Origin of the sequence: Lactobacillus isalae, from assembly GCF_947539375.1 — a bacterium.
Taxonomy (GTDB): Bacteria; Bacillota; Bacilli; order Lactobacillales; family Lactobacillaceae; genus Lactobacillus; species Lactobacillus isalae.
Window position 1 is genome coordinate 173,470 of record NZ_OX443569.1, and the last position, 17,104, is coordinate 190,573.

17 protein-coding genes are annotated in these 17,104 nt (G+C 33.9%); 15 read left to right on the top strand and 2 right to left on the bottom strand.

Translation table 11 applies throughout. The annotated features are described in order from the left end of the window. Window positions 1–6 precede the first annotated feature (6 nt). From lacB to QM512_RS00880, 11 genes are all read left to right on the top strand, one after another. Window positions 7–582: a galactose-6-phosphate isomerase subunit LacB gene (gene lacB / locus QM512_RS00830; protein WP_282805671.1), complete on the top strand. Its 576-nt coding sequence runs from the start codon at window positions 7–9 to the stop codon at window positions 580–582. Window positions 583–600: 18 nt separating this feature from the next. Further along, a complete protein-coding gene (locus QM512_RS00835) occupies window positions 601–1,281 on the top strand; it encodes a DUF4867 family protein (RefSeq protein ID WP_282805672.1) in 681 nt (226 codons plus the stop codon). 243 nt (window positions 1,282–1,524) lie between these two features. Further along, window positions 1,525–2,016: a PTS sugar transporter subunit IIA gene (locus QM512_RS00840; protein ID WP_282805673.1), complete on the top strand. Its 492-nt coding sequence runs from the start codon at window positions 1,525–1,527 to the stop codon at window positions 2,014–2,016. A 28-nt stretch (window positions 2,017–2,044) separates the two neighbouring features. Next, the gene (locus tag QM512_RS00845) at window positions 2,045–2,359 is read left to right on the top strand and encodes a PTS sugar transporter subunit IIB (RefSeq protein ID WP_020806868.1); all 315 of its coding nucleotides are present in this window, start codon (window positions 2,045–2,047) and stop codon (window positions 2,357–2,359) included. Between the two features lie 24 nt (window positions 2,360–2,383). After that, window positions 2,384–3,802, top strand: a complete 1,419-nt coding sequence (locus QM512_RS00850; protein ID WP_188884840.1) for a PTS transporter subunit IIC — start codon at window positions 2,384–2,386, stop codon at window positions 3,800–3,802. A 28-nt stretch (window positions 3,803–3,830) separates the two neighbouring features. Then, window positions 3,831–4,082, top strand: a complete 252-nt coding sequence (locus QM512_RS00855) for a hypothetical protein (RefSeq protein ID WP_282805674.1) — start codon at window positions 3,831–3,833, stop codon at window positions 4,080–4,082. 304 nt (window positions 4,083–4,386) lie between these two features. After that, entirely contained in the window at window positions 4,387–5,226 is an 840-nt protein-coding gene (locus tag QM512_RS00860; protein ID WP_282805675.1) for a PRD domain-containing protein, read from the top strand. An 11-nt stretch (window positions 5,227–5,237) separates the two neighbouring features. Next, window positions 5,238–5,594 (top strand): PTS lactose/cellobiose transporter subunit IIA, encoded by a 357-nt coding sequence (locus QM512_RS00865; protein WP_282805676.1) that lies wholly within the window; start codon window positions 5,238–5,240, stop codon window positions 5,592–5,594. A gap of 53 nt (window positions 5,595–5,647) precedes the next feature. Then, entirely contained in the window at window positions 5,648–7,390 is a 1,743-nt protein-coding gene (locus QM512_RS00870) for a PTS lactose transporter subunit IIBC (RefSeq protein WP_282805677.1), read from the top strand. Further along, window positions 7,377–8,804, top strand: a complete 1,428-nt coding sequence (gene lacG, locus QM512_RS00875; protein WP_282805678.1) for a 6-phospho-beta-galactosidase — start codon at window positions 7,377–7,379, stop codon at window positions 8,802–8,804. Before QM512_RS00870 ends, lacG begins: the two co-directional genes overlap by 14 nt. Window positions 8,805–8,993: 189 nt before the next feature. Further along, window positions 8,994–9,272, top strand: coding sequence for a hypothetical protein (locus tag QM512_RS00880; RefSeq protein ID WP_282805679.1), 279 nt, complete (start codon window positions 8,994–8,996; stop codon window positions 9,270–9,272). A gap of 36 nt (window positions 9,273–9,308) precedes the next feature. Here QM512_RS00880 and QM512_RS00885 read toward each other — a convergent pair whose 3' ends face one another. Next, window positions 9,309–10,193: a LysR family transcriptional regulator gene (locus QM512_RS00885; RefSeq protein WP_282805680.1), complete on the bottom strand. Its 885-nt coding sequence runs from the start codon at window positions 10,191–10,193 to the stop codon at window positions 9,309–9,311. A 211-nt stretch (window positions 10,194–10,404) separates the two neighbouring features. On the opposite strand from QM512_RS00885, the gene QM512_RS00890 reads away from it, so the two are divergent. The 3 genes from QM512_RS00890 (at window position 10,405) to glsA (ending at window position 14,634) form a co-directional block, all read left to right on the top strand. After that, a complete protein-coding gene (locus QM512_RS00890) occupies window positions 10,405–12,198 on the top strand; it encodes an FAD-binding protein (RefSeq protein WP_282805681.1) in 1,794 nt (597 codons plus the stop codon). 25 nt (window positions 12,199–12,223) lie between these two features. Next, window positions 12,224–13,639: a DASS family sodium-coupled anion symporter gene (locus QM512_RS00895; RefSeq protein WP_282805682.1), complete on the top strand. Its 1,416-nt coding sequence runs from the start codon at window positions 12,224–12,226 to the stop codon at window positions 13,637–13,639. 74 nt (window positions 13,640–13,713) lie between these two features. Then, entirely contained in the window at window positions 13,714–14,634 is a 921-nt protein-coding gene (gene glsA, locus QM512_RS00900) for a glutaminase A (protein WP_282805683.1), read from the top strand. A 109-nt stretch (window positions 14,635–14,743) separates the two neighbouring features. Here the strand turns inward: glsA and QM512_RS00905 are convergent, their stop codons facing one another. Then, entirely contained in the window at window positions 14,744–15,709 is a 966-nt protein-coding gene (locus QM512_RS00905) for an AraC family transcriptional regulator (RefSeq protein WP_282805684.1), read from the bottom strand. A gap of 121 nt (window positions 15,710–15,830) precedes the next feature. Between QM512_RS00905 and QM512_RS00910 the strand changes: the two genes are divergently transcribed. Further along, the gene (locus tag QM512_RS00910) at window positions 15,831–17,102 is read left to right on the top strand and encodes a PTS sugar transporter subunit IIC (protein WP_282805685.1); all 1,272 of its coding nucleotides are present in this window, start codon (window positions 15,831–15,833) and stop codon (window positions 17,100–17,102) included. Window positions 17,103–17,104: the final 2 nt, after the last annotated feature.

The following is a 17,104-nucleotide window of genomic DNA, read 5'->3' on the forward strand; positions in this document are numbered from 1 at the left end:
TTTAGAATGTTTGATAATGATAGACCACAACCAGAATTTGTAGACCCAAAGCTTGATAAGCATACTGTTGTTGCATTGGGAAATGACCATATTGTTACACCAATTAAGATGGCATTGTCTGACCACTTAAAAGAAGAAGGCTACCAAGTGTTAGACTTTGGTACTTATGACAACACTAGAACTCACTATCCAATGTATGGTAAGCGTGTTGCTGAAGCAGTTGCTGATGGTAGAGCTGATGTTGGTATTGTAATGTGTGGTACTGGTATCGGTATTTCAACTGCAGCTGATAAGAACGAAGGCATTCGTGCAGCAATGGTTGGCGATGTTGTGCAAGCAAAGTATGCTAAGCGTGAATTGAATGCTAATGTTTTAGGCATGGGCGGAATTGTTTTAGGAAGAGACTTTATTTTCTACATTGCTGATGCATTTTTGAATGAAAAGTATCAACCAACTGAAGAAAATAAGAAGTTAATTGAAAAGATTGATAACATTGCTAAACCAAATCCTGATCAAAAAGATAACGAACACTTCTTTGATGAAGAAAACAAGAAGTGGGCTGAAGGTGTTTACCACGATTAGCTAGAATGGGGTAATAATATGAGTAAATTAGAAGAATTTAGGAAAGCAAATCCCCAATATAAGATCTTAACTTTAGACGATCCATCATTTAAAGAGTACGGTGTACTATATACTAATGACTTTAACTTAGATGATGTTTATAAAGTAATGGAAAATGTCCCAATTCCTGAGACTGGCATGAAGTATATCGCTAATATTCCTGAACTAGCTGATACTTATACCATGCTTGCTGTTAAGCGTGATATTTTCGGCGAAATTCCAATTGACGCTGGTGTTACCTTAGGGCATTCCGATATCTTTACAGCATTTGAATATCACCAATGTTCAGAAGTGAACATTATGCTTGATGATGTGTTAATGGTGCTTGGAAAACGTGAGACTTTAGAAGAGAAGCATTTTGTTGATCCGAATACTGAAGCTAGAATGTTTTATATGCCAAAAGGTACAATTGTAGAACTCTATAATGATACTCTGCACTATGCACCGATTCAGATAACTAAAAAAGGCTATAAGGTAATTGTTGCTGTAATTCATGGAACTAACGCTGTTCTCCCTCAAGGCGTTAAAAGCTTGAATCCACGAGTAGTTAAACGTGGAAAATTTCAAGTTGTCCATCCTTCTCGAAAGGATAAAATTGCACAAGGTTATCAAGTCGGTTTAAGTGGGGATGTAATTAAAACTACGCCCCTTGACGAATAAAATGAAATAGCAATAAACTACAATATTTATAAATTTCCCTCAATTTTTAGTAATAGAAACTTATGGAGCATATGATTATATGCTCCATTTTCTTTATGCTAAAATAAGTTAAAAATTATTTATGAAAGCGCTTGTAATTTATCGAACAATATTATATGATGATGGTGTAGTAAATGAACAAAAACTAACACATAAAAACAAAAGCAAAAAAGTTCATTTACAGATACTGGAAAGGTGGTTCATATGACAGTGGCAACTAGTTTATTTGCTCCTGACGCAGTTTATACCAGCGACAAGACAAGTAAGGAAGAAGTCTTAGAAGAAGTCTATGGCAAATTATTAAAAGCTGGCTATGTAAAAGGAAATTTCCTTTCGCATATTATTGAAAGAGAAGAGCATTATCCAACTGGAATTGACACATCGCCAATTTCTAAAGAGTTGCCAAATGTCGCAATTCCTCATACAGAAGGTGAATTTGTAAATGCTCGCTTGATTGTTCCAATCGCTTTGAAAGATCCAATCAAGTTTCAAAACATGATTGCTCCAGATGAAAGTTTAGAAGTGAAATTTTTGTTTATGATTCTAAACAATGATCCAGAAGGGCAAGCAAATGTATTGGCACAGATTATGGGGTTCTTATCCACAACGCCAGTTGAAGATTTAATTAGGCTGTTTAATCTCACTTCAACTAAAGAAATATTTGATTTTATGAGTGAGAATTTTAAGCAAGAATAGGAAATATGTTTTTTGGGAGGTATTTATTATGGCAAAGGAAGTTAAATTATTAGCTGCTTGTGGTGCAGGAGTTAACTCTTCACACCAAATTAAAGATGCTGTTGAAGAAGAAATGAAAAAACGCGGTCACAATGTTCATGTTGATGCAGTAATGATTAAAGATGTAAATGAGGACATGCTTAACCATTATGATGCATACTTGACTATTGCTAAAACGGATCTAGCATTTGAACCTAAAATTCCTTTAATTGAAGCAGGTCCAATTCTTTACAGAATTCCAGCAATGGCTCAGCCAGTCTATGACAAGGTTGAAGAGGTAGTTAAGAAGGTAGAAAACGAATAGCAATTATTCCTGGGGGAATAGAAAATGAACGCGATAATTGATTTTGCGAATGCTATCTTTAAGCCTTTAATTGATATGGGAGCGCCGACAATCATGTTGGTTGTTCTTACTATCATTGCTCTGTGTTTCAGAGTTAAATTTAGTAAGGCGCTTGAAGGTGGTATGAAGTTAGCCATTGCCTTAACAGCGATCGGCGATATTATGAATTTGCTGACTACCAGTTTTGCACCAGCGATGAACCAATTCGTTAAGAATACTGGTATGCACAAAGATATTATGGATATGGGATGGGCGCCACTTGCTACTATTACGTGGGGTTCACCATATACTTTGTACTTCTTGTTAGTTTTAATCATCTTGAATGTTTTAATGTTGATTTTCAAGAGAACTAACACACTAGATGTTGATATCTTTGATGTTTGGCACTCAGCTTTCGTTGGTTTATTCGCAGTATTCTGCGGAGCACCACTATGGTTAGCAACTTTATTAATTTTACTTATTGGTTACTTAAAGATCGTCAACTCAGACTTAATGAAGCCAACCTTTGACGACTTGCTAGATGCTCCATCAAGCAACCCAATGACTACTACTCACATGAACTACATGATGAATCCAGTAATCATGGTCTTCAATAAGTTCTTTGATAAATGTTTACCATGGCTTGATAAATACGACTTTGACTCAGCTAAATTAAATGAAAAAATTGGTTTCTGGGGCAGTCGTTTCGCAATTGGTGTTTACTTAGGTATCTTTGTTTCATTACTTGCTGGCTATAACTTCACAACTGAACAAGGTTGGAAGACAATGTTTACTCTTTCCTTTACAGCCGGTGCATGTATTGAATTGTTCTCAGTTATTGGTTCTTGGTTCATTGCTTCTGTTGAACCATTATCACAAGGTATTTCAAACTTTGCTACTTCAAAATTCAAGGGACGTACATTCAATGTTGGTCTTGACTGGCCATTCATCGCTGGACGTGCAGAAATTTGGGCAGCTGCCAATGTTTTAGCTCCAATTATGATGATTGAAGCTATGGTTATTCCAGGCAACAGATTAATGCCTTTAGGTGGTATTATCGCCATGGGTGTTACTCCAGCCTTACTAGTCGTAACTCGTGGTAAGATCATTAGAATGATTATCATTGGTACGATTGAACTACCAATCTTCCTTTGGGCAGGTACTTTAGTTGCTCCATTTGTAACTCAAGTAGCTCACCAAGTTGGTGCTAACATCCCTGCCCACGCATTAGTATCAGATACTACTATGGAAGGTCCTATCGAAAAGTTCTTAGGCTACTTGGTAGGTAATGCTTGGAAACAACAAGGCATGTTTATTGTTTACGCAATTTTGGCAATTGCAGCTTATGTTTTAATTTTCTGGTGGTACTCAACAGAAATGAAGAAGCGTAATGCTAAATATGCTGCAGCTGCTAAAGAAGCATAATTAAAAGTATTGTTTAGAAACGGTAGAGATGATTATGATGAAAACTAAGAAAGTTAGTCGCGAAGAAGAAGCACGACGTAAGCGAGTATTATATTGGACAATATTTGTAATTGCTATTAATATTCCACAACTTTTCTTTAAAAATATTTTTATTGAAGGCTTTGCAATGATTGGCACTATCTATGCTCTTTATCGCTTAGTAGTATTTGATAACAAGAAGAATCGTCTCAGCCGTAAGTATTATGACTGGAAGGGTAGACCGTTAGACGTAAAAAAATAGAAAGTAGAAACTTTTAGAAAAAAGAAATTAAAAAAATAATATTTATATTTTTATAAAAACCGCACATAAAAAGAGACTGCTAGAAAACAGTCTCTTTTATATATACATGATAATTTAATAAAATATTACTAATAAAAGCGTTTACATTAATGGGATTGAATGCTATTATACATATGTAAGCAAAAATAAATGTGGATTGTAACTAATACGATTAGGCAAAACCGCGAACTTTTGATACAGAATAACTGCCTGTACTCTGTATTGAAATTTCGCGGTTTTTTGTTTTCTCTGGGAGGAATAAGGTATGGAATATAGAATCATACAAATATTAAACAACAATGTTGCCATTGTTCATACCGGAGAAGGTAAACAAAACATTGTTATGGGAAGGGGGATTGCTTTTCAAAAACAAAAAGGAGATCTAATTCAAGAAGAAAGTGTAGATAAGGTATTTGAAATAAAAGATAAAAATACGGTTAATGATTTAACTACGTTATTATCCAATGTTCCGCTAGATTTTGTAACTACTAGTTATGACTTAATTGATCAAGTTCAGGCTAAATATAATTTTGCTGCTGAGCCTTATATTTATGTAACGTTGACAACGCACTTGTTTGGTGCGTATCAGCGTCTAATCAATGGTGAGGATAATGTTAATTATTTACCAGATTTAAGTGATAACTATCCAGTTGCTTATCAAATTGCAGATGATGTAATTAAGGGATTTCAAAATGGTTTAGATATTTCTTTCCCAGAATCAGAACATAAGAGTATCGCTCTTCATTTTATCAATGCTCATACTAGTGGAAGCGTTAAAGAAGAAAAGAGTCAGACAGAAAATGATGAAATTATTGAGGTTGTTCAAAAAGAACTAGAGAGGAATGGAATATATCGAACGAAAAAGAATGCTAATGATTACGATAGATTATTAGTTCATTTGAAATACTTTATTGATCGACTTCATAATCATGAACCAGATAGTTTACCAATTTCCGAGGGAATGATTGGAGAAATAGAAGCCAGTTATTCAGAAGCTTGGAGAATAGTTCAGAGAATAAAAGAATTAATGCAGGAAAAATTAGAAATAAAGTTATCGTTAAGTGAACAAACATATTTAACAATTCATATTCAGAGATTGATCTAAGGAGAAGAAAAATGGACGCAGAAAATCAAATTACTAAAGAAGAAATTTCAATGACTGGTTTTTCAATTGTTGCATATTCAGGTGATGCAAGAACTTACTTAATGCAGGCAATGGATAAAGCTAGTGAAGGAAAGATTACTGAAGCAAAAGAACTTGTTAAGAAGGCGGAAGAATCAATCAACTTAGCTCACAATGAACAAACTAAGCTTTTGAGTAAAGAAGCTGGAGGAGATGATATGGATGTGACCTTCATTATGGTTCACGGTCAAGATACATTGATGACTACAATGCTTTTGAAGGACCAGATGAAGACAATTATTAATCTTTATGAACGAGTAAATAAGCTCGAAGGAAAAAGTATTGAATAAAGTGATTAAAAACAAATAGTTTTTAAAAATTTGTGAAAGAGGAGGAAGAAAAGATGAATGGTTTTACCAAAACAATGGATAAGATGAAGCCTAAGTTTGAAAAGATAGCTGCTAATCCATATGTTTCAGCAATTCGTGACGGTTTTATTGCTGCTATGCCAATTATTTTGTTTTCAAGTTTGTTTACATTGATTGCTTATGTACCAAACGCATGGGGATTTTATTGGCCTAAGGCAGTAGAGAATGCATTGGTTTTGCCTTACAACTATTCAATGGGATTGTTAGCTTTATATGTAACTGCAACCTGTGCAAAGAATTTAACGGATTATAAGAACTTAAAGCTACCTAAGACAAACCAAATTAATTCAATGAATGTTATCTTAGCTGCTGAAATTTCATTTATTATCATTGCTATAAAAGTTGGTAAGAATGGATTAGATTTAACTTACTTAGGTACGCAGGGATTAATTGCTTCATACATTGTTGGTTTGATTGTACCTAATATTTACTATCAATGTATCAAACATAATGTAACTATTAAAATGCCAGATGTAGTACCACAAAATATTGCTCAAACGTTTAAAGATATTTTTCCAATGACATTTTCAGTAGCATTATTCTGGTTGGTACAAATTGTCTTAAATCAATTCTTTGGTGCTAACTTATCTGAATGTGTGGTAAAAGTTCTTTCACCATTATTCCACGCAAGTGATACTTATGGCGGTTTGGCATTAGTTGCTGGTGCGATGGCATTCTTCTGGTTCGTTGGTGTACAAGGTCCTTCAATTGTTGCACCAGCTGTAGCTGCAATTGAAACGACTAACGTTGGCTTAAACCAACAATTAGTTCATGCAGGAATGCAAGCAAGCCATGCCTTAACTATTAACTGTCAAGACTACATTATGAATATGGGTGGTACTGGATCAACTTTTGTAGTTCCATTTATCTTCTTACTTTTAGCTAAATCAGCTCAAAACAAGGCTGCTGGTAAAGCTGCTGTTATTCCTGGATGTTTCTCAGTTAACGAACCTATCTTGTTCGGTGCTCCAATTATTATGAACCCAGTATTCTTCATTCCATTTTTGGTAACACCAATGTTCAATGTTTGTGCTTATAAATTCTTTGTTCAAGTTCTTCATATGAACGCTTTGTATAACACATTACCTTGGACTGTACCAGCTCCAATAGGTATTATCGTATCTTCTGGTTTTGCAGGTTTGTCATTTGTTTATGTAATCTTAACTTTAGTTATCGATACATTAATTTGGCTTCCATTCTTTAAATTCTACGACAATGATTTGTACAAACAAGAACAAGCTAAGCTCGCTAAAGAAGAAGCTGCTGGCGTAGTTAGTGATTCTACTGCTGATGCAGCTGCTACTCTTGCAGCTACTGACAAAGAAGCTAAAGATGGTATTACTAAAGATACCAACGTTATGGTTATTTGTGCCGGTGGTGGTACTTCTGGAATTTTAGCCAAAGCATTAAACAAGATGGCCAAAGAACGTAACTTACCACTTCATGCAGCTGCTCGTGCTTATGGACAGCATATGGATATTATTAACGATATGGATTTAATTATTTTAGCTCCTCAAATGGACAGTATGAAGGGTAACTTGCAAGAAATTGCTGATCATGACGGCTCAAAACTTGTCACAACTACAGGACGGCAATACATTGAATTAACTCAAAATCCTGATAAGGCATTTAAGTTTGTAGTTGACAGTTTAGCTGGTAAAAATGATGAAAAGAAAGATGAAGATACAACAGGAAGTGTACCAAATGCAACAGTTTAAATTTCCAAAAGATTTTTACTTTGGTGGAGCAACCGCTGCCTACCAATGTGAAGGCGCAACAAACGAAGACGGTAAAGGTGAAGTGATCTGGGATAAGTACTTGCGGGAGCAAGGAACGATTAATCCAGATCCAGCATGTGATTTTTATCATCGTTATCCAGAAGACTTGGAATTATGTAAAAAGTTCCATATTAATGCGATAAGGGTTTCAATTGATTGGGCTAGAATTTTTCCAGAAGGCGAAGGAAAGATTGAACCAAGAGGTGTGGAATACTATCATAAGTTGTTTAAGAAATGTCATGAAGAAGGCGTTGAACCTTTTGTAACGCTTCATCATTTTGATACGCCTCAAGCTTTGCAGGATAAAGGCGGTTGGTTATCTCAAGAAATGTTAGATGCTTTTGTTGAATATGCAAAATTTTGTTTTAAGGAATATGCAGGTGAAGTTAGATACTGGATTACAATTAATGAACCAACTTCAATGGCTGGTCAACAATATGTTAGTGGTACTTTTCCACCAGCATATAGGGATCAATTTGCTAAGTGCTTTGAAGCTGAATATAATCAGAATTTAGTTCATGCACGCATTGTTAATGCTTATAAAGAAGCAGGCTATACTGGTCAAATTGGTATTGTTCATGCTCTTCAGACAGTTTATCCAGCAACAGACAGTGAAGGCGATAGACATGCAGCTGAATTGAAAGATATTTTAGAAAATAAGTTTTATCTTGATGGAACATTAGCTGGTAAATATTCTAAGCATACTCTTGCCTTAGTGAAAGAAATTATTGATGCTAATGGTCAACAAATGATTGATATCAAGCCAGAAGAAGAAAAAATACTTCTTAAAGCTGCAAAACAATTAGATTTTGTTGGTGTTAACTATTATTTCTCGAAGTTTATGAAAGAATATCATGGCGATACCGAAATTGTTCATAACGGTACTGGTAAAAAGGGGACGGACGTTAATCGTATGAAAGGTGTTGGTGAAGAGGTTCACCCTAAAGATCTACCAGCAACTGATTGGGACTGGATTATTTATCCGCAAGGGATGTATGATCAATTAAAGCGCGTCTATGATGATTATCCACTCGTTCATTCAATATATATCACTGAAAATGGAATGGGCTATAAGGATAAGTTTGAAGGAGAGGATAAGGTTATTGATGATACTCCAAGAATTGATTATCTAAAACAGCATATGGAACAGGTTGCTAAGGCAATTGAAGCTGGCATGCCAGTTAATGGTTACTTTGTCTGGTCGCTACAAGACATGTTTTCTTGGACAAACGGTTATTCTAAGCGTTATGGTTTATTCTATGTCGATTTTAAGACGCAGAAGCGTTATGCAAAAAAGAGTGCATATTGGTATAAGAAATTAGCTGAAACTCGAGCAATTCCTTCTATTGATTAAAAAAATAATTATAGTGAAAAGCCTAAGCATTGAATAAAGATATTTAGGCTTTTTTTGATAGAGAAGTTTAAAAGAGTTTAAAAATGAAAGGAAACATTAAGGTGAATAATCCTTTTAATCCCACATTTGGTGATGTCCCTAAAATATTTCTTGATACAGATACTAGAATTAATGATTTGATTTCTAAAATTGCAACTATTTGATAATGCATATCAGAAAATCTTTATTGATTTATCGGAATGGGGTCGAAAATATTTATTAGCAGTTAAGGGAAATAAACGACTTCAAGATGCAGTAAAGATTTTAGGAAAAGATAAAGTCTTTGTAGCCCAATATCGAAGAAAAGCTATTGAACGAAAGTTGATAATTCCAGCTGGGTATGGATTAGTACAATATACGCTTCCATATTTTGATGAGTATTTAAAACAAACAGAAGATCCCGATTCAACATATTATTGGGGATATTAAAAACCAGCTAAGCATTTAGTGCTTAGCTGGTTTTGTTTAATTTAGATGAAACTTTCGAAGAATATCAATTCCTTGTTTTTGATATTTATTAGGAATAAAACTTTTTCTCATTGCAATTTGCATGTATGCCCAGAGTTTTTGTCCTGAACGCAAGCGAATTATGTGGAGATCTTTTTCATCTTTAACGGAATTCTCCATTGCTAGAGCAATACCAACATTTCTTTTAACTAAATCGATCATTAGTTTCATTGTTCGAGCCGTGTATAAAATGTTTGGAGTAAAATCGCCGAGCTTTGCCTCTTCTTCCAAACATTCTCTAGTTAGATAACCTTTTTGTCTAGCCACAAACTTGCGGTTCCTTAGTTCTTGGGCATCAATAATTTTTTTATTTTTCCAAGGGTCATCTTTACCGGTAATAATAACTAACTCAGTCCGATCTAAATTACGGATAAAATAGGCAGGATCGTTGATCGGTACCATCCAAGAATAGATAGCAACGTCTACATCGCCATTATTTAAATCTTTAAATGCGGTAGCACTTCTTTCTAAGCGAGCATCTAACAGGTTAACAATATCTTCTTTATAAAATTTTTCTATAATTTCGGGAATATAAATACTACCAGCAATCCCAGAAAAAGCTACTCTAATTTTTTTAATATTAGCGTGTTTAACGTCGTAATCGATACTTGCTATTTCTTTTAAAAGATATTTTGCTTTCTGATAAAGTAATTCACCTGCTGGTGAAAGTGTAATTTTACTTTTGCGATTTTTTTGAAAAATCAAAGGGTCATCAAATCTGTTTTGAAGTCGCTTGATTGCCATCGAAATTGTTGGTTGTGTAACATTAAATGAATTAGCAGTTAGAGTATAATTCTGCGTTTCAACTAATTTGCAAAAATATAATAGATCTTTGTCATTCATATTCTTATCTCTTTTATAAATATTTTTTATAAACTAATCTTTTTTAATTATAAGTTACATTTTTCACAATTACAAGGAAGCTATGATATTATGCCGTTTTAAAGAGTTAACTAACCGATTTTTATTCACAATTACCCACTAGAAAAAGTTTATAAAGAGATATAAATTGCTATGTGTAAAGGATGAAACAAGTTTGTGAGGATAATAGCATATGGTATATAAGACGAAAGTATCTTGGGATGCTACATATGATGTAATTGTAATTGGATTTGGTGGCGCCGGAGCAGGGGCAGCACGTTTTGCTGCTGATAATAATGCAAAAGTTCTTTTGATTGATGCTGCTCCTGAAGGAAGTGAAGGCGGTAATACTAGATACGCTGGTGGTGCTTTTGCTTGGGGATCAAATTTTGATCAGTTAAAGGAATATTACAAGCAAACGTATTATCCATTTAAATATGATGAAGCTGCCTTAGATACTTTTATTAAGAATGTAATGCAGATGAAGGAGTACTCAAAAAAGTACTTTGGAATTGAAGCTCAACCAACAGGCAGAAGACCAAACGGAGAATATCCAGAATATAAAGATGCAGCTTCAATGCAATCTCAAAGTATGACTAAGGGAATGTACAATGGTGGATTTTGGAAATTACTCCGCAAGCAAGTTTTTGATCGGCTAGATAAAATTGATATTTGGTTTGAATCACCCGCTGAACACTTGATTCAAGATCCTGATACTAATGTTGTAACTGGAGTTGTTATTAAGCGAAATAATAAAGAAGTAAATGTTGCTGCTAAAAGAGGCGTTGTCTTAAGCCTAGGTGGTTTTGAAAATAACCAAGATATGGTTCAAGATTTTCTTGGTCAAGGTTCTCTTGCTCCAATAGGTACTTTGTATAACCGTGGTAAGGGTATTGATCTTGCTATTGAAGCAGGTGCACGGTTATGGCATATGTCTAATTATGATTCGCATGGCTTATCGCTTAGACAAAATGAACCACGAGAGAAATTTGCTTACATGATTAATTGGAAGAGCTTATTTAATGGCTCAATTTTTGTAGCAGGGGATGATGGTACTCGTTACTTTAGAGAAGATGAAGAAGATCGTCACGGCTACAAGTACAATCATGGAAATTGGGTTATGATTCCTAATCAAAATCATCCCCATATTATTATGGATCAGGCTCAATATGAACAGCTTTCTAAAGATCAGTCACCTAAGGCAGATCAAATTAAAGAATTGATTTCATATGCAATTAAGGCAGATTCAATTGAAGAATTATCTGAAAAGATTGATGCTCCATACTTAAAACAGGCAGTTGAAGATTTTAATTTTTTAACTGATGTTAAAAAACGAGACATGTTTTTGAACAGAAAAATTCAAACAATGAGATCTTTAAAAGAAGGTCCATATTATGCTATTCCTGTACGCCATAATATTTTACATACACATGGTGGTGCACAAAGAAATTCTGAGTGTGAAGTAATTGGACTTGATGGAAAAGTAATTCCTAATTTATATGAAGCCGGAGAATTAGGGGATATTTTTGCTACAAAATACTTAGGTGCAAATTCAATTGCCGACTTATTAATTTCAGGAAAAATTGCTGGAACTAATGCAGCAAAAATAAAGAATAATGTAGATCTTCCAGATACTGTTACTAGCGCAAGTAGAGTTCCTGAAGACTTAAAGAGTGATGCACATCAAGTTAAGCAGCATTTTGAAGCTGGTGAAAATCAAGGAATTGGGTCAAGCGATCAGGGAATTAATGATCTTCCAATTGTTGTTCGTGTAACTTTAGATGAAAATCAAAACTTAAAGAATATCGAAACACTTCAAGAAAAAGAATCCGGTGATTTAGGTGGTCAGGCAATACCAAAATTGACTAAAGAAATGCTTGACCATAATTCAGTTGATGTGGACTCAGTTTCTGGTGCAAGTACAACTAGTAGAGCATTTAAAGATGCTGTTAAACAAGCTATAGAAAATGCTCGTAAAAGCAAATAGCTTTGGTTAGGGGAGAATATAGAAAATGTTGGCAAAAGTAAATTGGAAGGGATTTATACTTCCAGTAATTATTGGATGTGTGTTGTGGTTTATTACGCCTTTTAGACCAACCGCAATAACACCAATTGCATGGCTTTTATTTGCTTTATTTATTGCTACTATTGTGGCATGTATTACTAAACCATTGCCGATGGTTGGTTCTACTTTGGTGGCTGTTACCATTGGTACGTTGCTTCATATTTTTAATATTAAAGAAGTATCTGCATCTTTTGGTAATACGACTGTTTGGCTAATTGCAATGTGCTTGTTCATGTCCGCTGGATTTATTAGATCAGGCTTGGGTAAACGTGTTGCTTATCTATTTATCAAATCTTTTGGTAAAAGAACAATTGGATTGGCTTATTCACTTTCAACCGTTGAAACTTTGATGGCAATTGCTATTCCAAGTAATATTGCACGTGTCAACGGCATTATGTACCCAATTATTGATGCCTTATCTAGACAAATGGGGTCAGATCCAAAAGAAGGTACACAAAGAAAGTTAGGATCATATTTGATTTTTAACGAGTACGAAGTAAATATTGTAACTTCAACTATGTTTTTAACTGGACTAGCTGGAAATATGGTTGCTTTAGGTATTGCTAAAACTCAAGGAATTACTGTTTCATGGATGCAGTGGTTCTTGGCAGCAATTGTTCCCGGACTTATTTCTTTAATTTTAGTACCATTTATTTTGTATAAAATTTATCCACCAGAAGTTAAAGAAACACCCAACGCTAATGCGTGGGCAAGTAAAAAACTTGAAAAAATGGGAAAAATGACACCTGCTGAAAAAATTATGGCTTGTGTATTTGTCTTAGCTTTGCTTTTATGGCTATTAGGCTCAAGTATTGGAATTGATGCAACTTTAGTTGGTTTTATTGCAGTTTCAATTTTGTTGATTTCAGGTGTAATCACGGTAAAAGATATGCTTGAACAAAAGGGCGCCTGGAGTTTGATTGTATGGTTATCAATTGTGATGCTCATGTCACAAAAATTAATGAAGTTAGGATTTTTCCCTTGGTTTTCAAAGGAATTAGGCCTAATGCTTCATGGCGTTAACTGGGTTTGTGTTTTAGTAATTTTATTCTTAGTTTACTTCTATATTCACTATATGTTTCCATCTATTACTACTCAGAGTTCAGCAGTATTAGCAGGATTTCTTTCAATTGCTCTTGGAGCGGGTGTACCAAAATTAATGGCGGGCTTAATGCTTGGATTTGCAGGCTCAATCTTTTGTTCAACTACTCCTTATTCAGCTGGACCAGCAGCACTTCTTTCAACTACAGGATATGTAAAATCATCAGATTGGTGGAAGTTATCCGCAGTTTTCGGTGTATTTTTTAATATTGTATGGCTCGGTGGCGGTCTGCTTTGGACTAAAATAATTGGTTTTTGGTAAAAAATATTTCACCTAATTAATCGAATCATATATGCTTAAAGTGAGAGTGTATTTTTCATAGAAAAGAGATCGCTATGATTCAATTAGAGAAATTAGTTGAAAAGAATTTACCTAAAGAAAAGGAAGGCAAGGTTGCTAGCTATATTCCTGCCCTAGCAGAGGTTGATCCTAAGCAATTAGGAGTTGCCCTTTATGATTTAGCCGATAATGAAATTGGTGAAGCGGGACAAAGTGAAGTGCGATTTGCAATCGAGAGTATTTCAAAAGTAATCACTTTAATGCTTGCTATAAAGAAAATGGGGATTCAAGAAGTATTCAAACATGTTGGATCGCGTCAAACTGGTTTTGCCTTTAATTCAATTCTTAATATGGAGATTGAAAAGGCAAAGTATCCGCTGAATCCATTTATTAATGCTGGTGCGATTGCTACGACTTCTATGGTAGTAAGCAAGACTGGCGAAGATGCATTTGAAGAAATACTTTCTTTTGCTCGGGATATTTGTAATGATCCTAATCTTTATTTAGATCAAATAATTTATCATTCAGAAAGAAGAACTGGTAATCTTGACCGTTCACTTGCGTATTATATGGAATCTAAGAATATGATGCTTGGAGATTTAATAACGAGCTTGGATACGTACTTTAAGCAATGTTCAATGATGGTGACAGCACGTTCTTTAGCAAATTTAGGAGCTGTTCTTGCTAATAACGGTGTGAAACCTTGGGATAATAAGAGAATTATTTCTGTTGAGGAAGCAAGATGTATTAAGTCATTGATGATGACAACAGGCCTGTATAATCAATCGGGAACTTATTCTCGTTTGATTGGAGTTCCAACTAAAAGTGGAGTTGGCGGTGGGTTAATGTCTGCTGCTCCACGTAGATATGGTATTGGAATCTTTAGTCCAGCTCTTGATCAGGCTGGCAATAGTGTTGCTGGGTTAGGTTTATTGAAAGATATTGTTGAAGGCTTGGGCTTAGATATTTTTGATTAGTTAAAAATTTGTATAGAAAAAAGCTAAGCGTACTCGCTATTCTTTGCGGGATGCTTAGCTTTTTATAGTTCTTCATTTTATGTGTATGATCTAATAATAAAATTTGAATTTAATTATTTTTTCTGACTTCACTAGGTTTCATTTGAAATTGTTTCTCAAATTTTTTATAGAAAAATGTCTTATTAGTAAAACCAACGTTGGTTAGAATATCTGATATAGACTTGTTGGTAGTGAGTAATTGGTTGTAAGCGATAGATAATCTCTTTTTTATGAGAACTTGTGAGAAAGTTTGTCCTAGTCTTTCTGAAAACAAATTACTTAAATAATTTTTATTGTAATTATATTTTTCAGCTACTTGGGTTAGAGAAATATAGTTATAGTTTTCCATTATTTCATGTAAAAGAATCAATAATATGTCGTTCTCAGTATGTTGTGTTGAAAATTTAGAAGTAGTTTGAATATTACGATAGAGTAGCAGAAAGTACGTATTAGTTAGATTAGCTAATATTTCTGTACTATATTCTTTAGGAAAATAATATTCTTCAATAATTATATTAGTTAATTTTTTTAAAGAATCATCAATATTTTTGTGACGAAAAACTAGAAAATTAGATTTCAAGATTGTAGTAAGAAAGACCTGTTTTAAATAATCATGATCTTGCTGAATTAAGTTTTGAAAATCAGACTTTTGACTATTAAAAATTATATTGACCATTAAATCATTTTTATCGAGAGGTGCTATTGAGTGAATAGCACCTTTATTTAATAGAAGTAAATCTCCCTTCTTTAGTACTATAAATTCGTTGTTAACCTTTTCTTTTACTGTTCCTTGCAAAACATAATTTAATTCTAAAAATGTATGCATATGAGTTGGATAAGGAGCAAATCTATTGTGTTTTTTAACATATATACTTTGATTTTTAAATAAATTTGAAGTTAGTACTGGGATTTTTTGTTGTTTTTGGATAGAAAATTGGAGTTCTTTTGGTATATCACTGTGAAATTTATGGTCTCGAAGCTGTTCTATTTCAATTGGAGATGGCTCAAGTAAAAGATCTAGTAATTTAGTATTCATAATTAAAACCTGTATATTTGATACTTTTATATAAAATTTATGTCATTGTTCTCTCTATATAATACCGCTTACAATAGTAATTGAACCAGTTAAGGAATAAAGATCTTAGGGGGAAGAGAATATGAATACAGGAAAAATTCAGCAAAAGCTCGGAAAAATTACGAGTTTCTTTAATTCGAATGTTTATATTCAAGCAATTAAAGATGGGATGCTGGCATACGTTCCATTCACAATTATTGCATCTGTATTTTTGATAATAGGAACGTTTCCAATACCTGCAGTTGCGCAATGGATGGCTTCATTGTTTCATTTAACGACCGCTCAATTTGCTGCTAAATTAAACATTGTAAATGATGCAAGTTTAGTAATTGGTGGATTAATTGTTTTGATAGCAATTTCTAAAAACTTAGCTGATCAAATGAAATTAGACATGATGCCTGTAATATTAACAACTTTAGTGGCCTTTTTTATTTTGACGCCTTATCAGCAAGATAAAGCGGGTAATAATTTATTAAACGTTGCTCATGTCGGTGCTCAATCAATTTTTCTAGCCATTATTGTAGCTATTCTTGCTGCTATTATATATAGATGGGTTGCTAGGAAAGGTATAACAATTAAATTACCTAGTTCAGTTCCACCAGCAGTTTCAAAACCATTTGAATCAATCGTTCCATCATTAGCTGTAATTACAACTTTTTGGATTATTAGATTATGTTTAGATCAGTTTTCTGGAAAAAGTGCCCTTGATTTGATTAATGTCTTTTTGGGAACGCCATTAAAGGCGATTGGTGGATCATTAATCGGAGTATTATTAGCTAAAACTTTTGCACAGTTTTTATGGTTCTTTGGTATTCATGGAGATAGTATTGTAAATGGTGTAATGACACCAGTATTGCAGGTATTACAAGATCAAAATAAAACAGCTACTTTAGCACATCACACTGCTCCAAATATTATTTGTCAAAGCTTTTGGGATCAATATGTTCAAATTGGTGTTATTGGTGCAATTATAGCTATTGCTATTGTCGCTCATAGTGCAAGGTATAAAGCATTAAAGAAAGTAGCTTTAGTTCCTTACATTTTTAATATTGGTGAGCCTACCTTATTTGGTATTCCTTTAATGTTAGATATTACATATTTTGTTCCACTTGTATTTAGTAACGCTGCTGCAATTATTATTTCATATACTGCATTTGCATTGAAGTTAGTTCCAGTGCCTAGTGGCTTAGTACAAGTTCCATGGACCACTCCTGTATTAGTTAGTGGATTTCTAGTAACCGGTAGTTGGACTGGAGCTTTATTACAATTGATAGATGTAATTGTAGTAACTTTAATTTGGATTCCTTTTGTAAAAATTGCTGATAGAAAAATTTTGGCTAAGGAAGGAGAATAAAT